The following is a 3,367-nucleotide window of genomic DNA, read 5'->3' on the forward strand; positions in this document are numbered from 1 at the left end:
AGGGGGTCGCGCTGTCCACGCCGGCCGCCCGGTACCGGCTGGTGCGTGACACCGACCGGCTGGCGGTCGGTCCCCTGATGGTGGGGATGCCGCTGGGGGACTACGAGGTGGTCAAGGGCGAGGAGTACACCCTGTGGGGGATGTTCAAGGTGCCCGCCGAGGTCACCAGCCTCACCGTCGAGGTCCCCGGCTTCAAACCGGTCACCAACCTCCCCATCGGCTGACCGGCGTCTCCCCGTGAGTTCGACTGCCACCGATGACGCGGCGCGGAAGGAGCCGGACCAGAGCAACTCCGCGGAGACACGGTCGCGCCCGGGACGCGTCCCGGGCGCGACCGTGCTCGCGGGCGCGGCCCTCGTCGCGGTGACCTTCGGCGTGGGTCTCCGGCCGCTCCAGGACAACTCCTTCCTGTGGCATCTGCGGACCGGGCACTGGATCCTCCAGAACGGCGTGCCCCGGGAGGACCCCTTCTCCTTCAGCGCGCCGGGTGAACGCTGGGTGGCCCAGTCCTGGCTCGCCGAGATCCTGTACGCGGGCCTCGACGAGCTGGCGGGGCCGATGGGCATCCGGCTGTCGCAGGCGCTCCTCGGAGCCCTGATCGCGCTGTCCGCTCTGGGGCTGGCGCTCCGGCTGACCCGTGCTCCGGTGCGCGCCGCGCTCCTGGCCACGGTGGCCGTGGGGGTCTCGTTCACGCTGTGGTCGAGCAGACCCCTGCTCCTGGGGCTCGCCGCCGCGGTCGCGCTGCTGTGGACGGTCGAGGTTCCGGACTCACGGCCAGGGCGCCGTCCGTTGCTGGTCATCCCACTCGTGATGTGGCTGTGGGCGAATCTGCATGGCACTTTCGCACTCGGCTTCGTCTATCTCGGCCTGCATCTGGCGGGTTCCTGGCTGGACGGACGGCCGCCCCTACGAGGGCGGGAACGCGCCCTGGCGTTGGGCGGCCTCATCGGATTCGCGGCGTGCTTCCTCAACCCGTACGGCGTCAGCCTGGTCACGTTCCCGGTGGAACTGCTCGCCCGGGGCGACGCGGTGGAGAACATCGTCGAATGGGGGTCTCCGGACTTCCGTTCCATGCAGGGGGTGGCGTTCGCCGCCTTCCTCGCGGTCTTCGTCGTGGTGGTCGCATCGGCCCGCCGCCGCCCTGACCGCCGCGATCTGTTGGTGGCCGTGCCGTTCCTCCTGCTGGGGTTGTGGGCGCAGCGCAACATCCTGCTGGCTCCGCTGATCGTCCTGCCAGTGCTCGCCCGGCTGGTGGCGGTGACGGAGCCGCGGGTCGCGCGGCGCGGACCGGCCAATCTCCTGCTGCTCGGAGTGATCGTCCTGCTGGGAGCGCAGATGGTCGGCCAGGGGCTGCGCGCGCCGGACTTCGCGCTCGACCAGCGCTACCCCGTACGGGCGATGGCGGCCGTGGAGCGGCAGGGGCTGCTGGGGCGGCGGCTGCTGACCACCGACGAGTGGGGCGGTTACGTCATCCATGCGTACTGGCCCCGGCAGCGCGTCTTCCTCGACGACCGCTACGACATGTACCCGATCGGCCTGGTCCACGACTACACGCGGTTGTCGAAGGGCATGCCCTCCTGGTCGCGGATCCTCGACAAGTACGCTCTCGACGTCGTGGTGTGGCCGAGGGACACACCACTCGTGTCGCTGCTGGAGGGGGCGTCCGGCTGGCGGGCCGTCCACCGGGACGACCAGGCCGTCGTCTTCGCCCGTCCCTGATCCGGTCCGGCTCAGGGACGGCGGACGGCGACGGTGGTGTCGGCGGCCAGCTCGGTGACGACGAAGGACCCGGAAGCGAACTGCTCCTTGCGGAACCTCAGGGTGTCGGGCACCATCAGCCCCTTCCAGACCAGGTCGGAGCCCTCGCGGCGGAGCACGAACACGTCGATCGAGCCAAACGCGGTGCGCGCCGAGGCCCGGGCGAAGGCCGCCGGGTCGGTGGTTCCGGCGAGCGTCCGCAACGTGCGGTGCCGGTCGTCCCAGCGCAGCGGCCCGTTCGCGCCGATCCGGTCGACTCCCAGGTAGCCCCGCCACGGCAGGAAGGCGAAGACCTGCTCGTCGAAGGAAACGGTGCGCGGTAGCGCGTCGTCGGGCCGGGTCTGCCGTACCGCCCGTTCGATGTCGGCGACGGGAAGGTACCGCCATTCGCCGACCGGAACGGTCACGCCCTGCGGGACGGGGACACCGGCACCGTACCTGGGCATCCTCCCGTCAGGGAGCGGCTGAACGTGCGCCTGAACGGCCAGTTCGTTCCTGGCCGCCCAGGTTTCCGTGCCGTTGGCGGCCCTGGACCAGGGACCTGCGGGCATCCAGTACAGCCAGAAGGTGAACCCGGCGAACAACACGGTCACGGTCGCCGCCGTGACGCCGAGGACGGGCCGGAGCCGGGGTCGGGGCCGGGAGAGCACCGTCGCGACGCTCAGGACCAGGCCTGCCGTCAGGACCGCTTTGATCAGCGGCAGTGTGTAGTAGTAGAGCCCGCTGTGCCCGGTCAACGTCCACCGCAGCATGCCCACCGCCTGGTAGGCGTAGGCGCCGGCGACGAGGGCCAGCAGCGGCCGGGCCCACCACGCGGACCTGCTGTACCACAGCAGGCCGAGGAGGCCGCCCGCCTGAAGCGCCCCGTCCAGTCCCGGTTCCAGGAAGGGGAAGGGGTTCTGTGACAGGCGGTCACTGTCGTACATGTCGCCGACCTGTTGCCCGCCGTGGGCCATCGCCCACAGGTAGGGGATCGTGTACCAGGAGGTCAGGACGGCTAGCGTGGCGGTGACACGGGCCAGGTAGCGCAGGTGGTCACGACGGTCGGGTGCCGTTCGCCAGGTCCACCAGACCAGCGGGACGAGGCCCGCCGCGGTGAAGACCACGTAGGCGTGGTAGCTGAGGCACATCACCGACGCCAGCAGCCCGGCGGGGAGCCAGCCCAGCCGGTCACGTGGCGGAGCGGCGATCGTCAGCAGCACCAGTGGCACGAAGATCGTCAGCGCGAGGATCTCGTGGGCCTTGCTCGGGATGCCCAGGGCCAGCGGGGCCGACGCGCTGATCACCAGTGCCGTGGGCGCTGCCGTCACCCGCGACCACAGCACGAACGCGATGACGACGGCGGTCGAGACGGTCAGGCACTGGGCGGGGCCGAGCAACCGCCAGGCGGGCGTGTCGAGCAGCAGCGCGGCCTTGCCGAGGAGGTAAGGGAAGAGCGGCGGGTACTCGGAGGGCACTTCGCCGGAGATGCCGTCGCTGCTCGCCCAGGTCGCGGTGTAGCGGGTCGCCATCGCGGTGATCCGGCCGGCGTCGCCCTGGGCACCCCCGTAGCCGAAGGGCGTTCCCGACAGCGCTGTACGCAGCACCAGGGCGGCGAAGGACGCGAGCA

Annotated in this window: 2 protein-coding genes and 1 pseudogene; 2 read left to right on the top strand and 1 reads right to left on the bottom strand. The window is 71.2% G+C overall.

Annotation, left to right across the window (positions count from 1 at the left end; translation table 11 throughout):
• Together AKI01S_RS52435 and AKI01S_RS48380 are read left to right on the top strand one after the other, a co-directional pair.
• Positions 1–224: pseudogene (locus tag AKI01S_RS52435) on the top strand (hypothetical protein); the annotation flags it as partial.
• A 13-nt stretch (positions 225–237) separates the two neighbouring features.
• The gene (locus AKI01S_RS48380) at positions 238–1,719 is read left to right on the top strand and encodes a hypothetical protein (protein ID WP_067833849.1); all 1,482 of its coding nucleotides are present in this window, start codon (positions 238–240) and stop codon (positions 1,717–1,719) included.
• Between the two features lie 11 nt (positions 1,720–1,730).
• On the opposite strand, the gene AKI01S_RS48385 is transcribed toward AKI01S_RS48380, so the two are convergent.
• Positions 1,731–3,367, bottom strand: a 1,637-nt coding sequence (locus AKI01S_RS48385) for an arabinofuranosyltransferase (protein ID WP_067833852.1), incomplete at its 5' end; no start/stop codon positions are given.

Source organism: Actinomadura kijaniata NBRC 14229 (assembly GCF_001552175.1).
In the GTDB taxonomy this organism is placed as follows: domain Bacteria; phylum Actinomycetota; class Actinomycetes; order Streptosporangiales; family Streptosporangiaceae; genus Spirillospora; species Spirillospora kijaniata.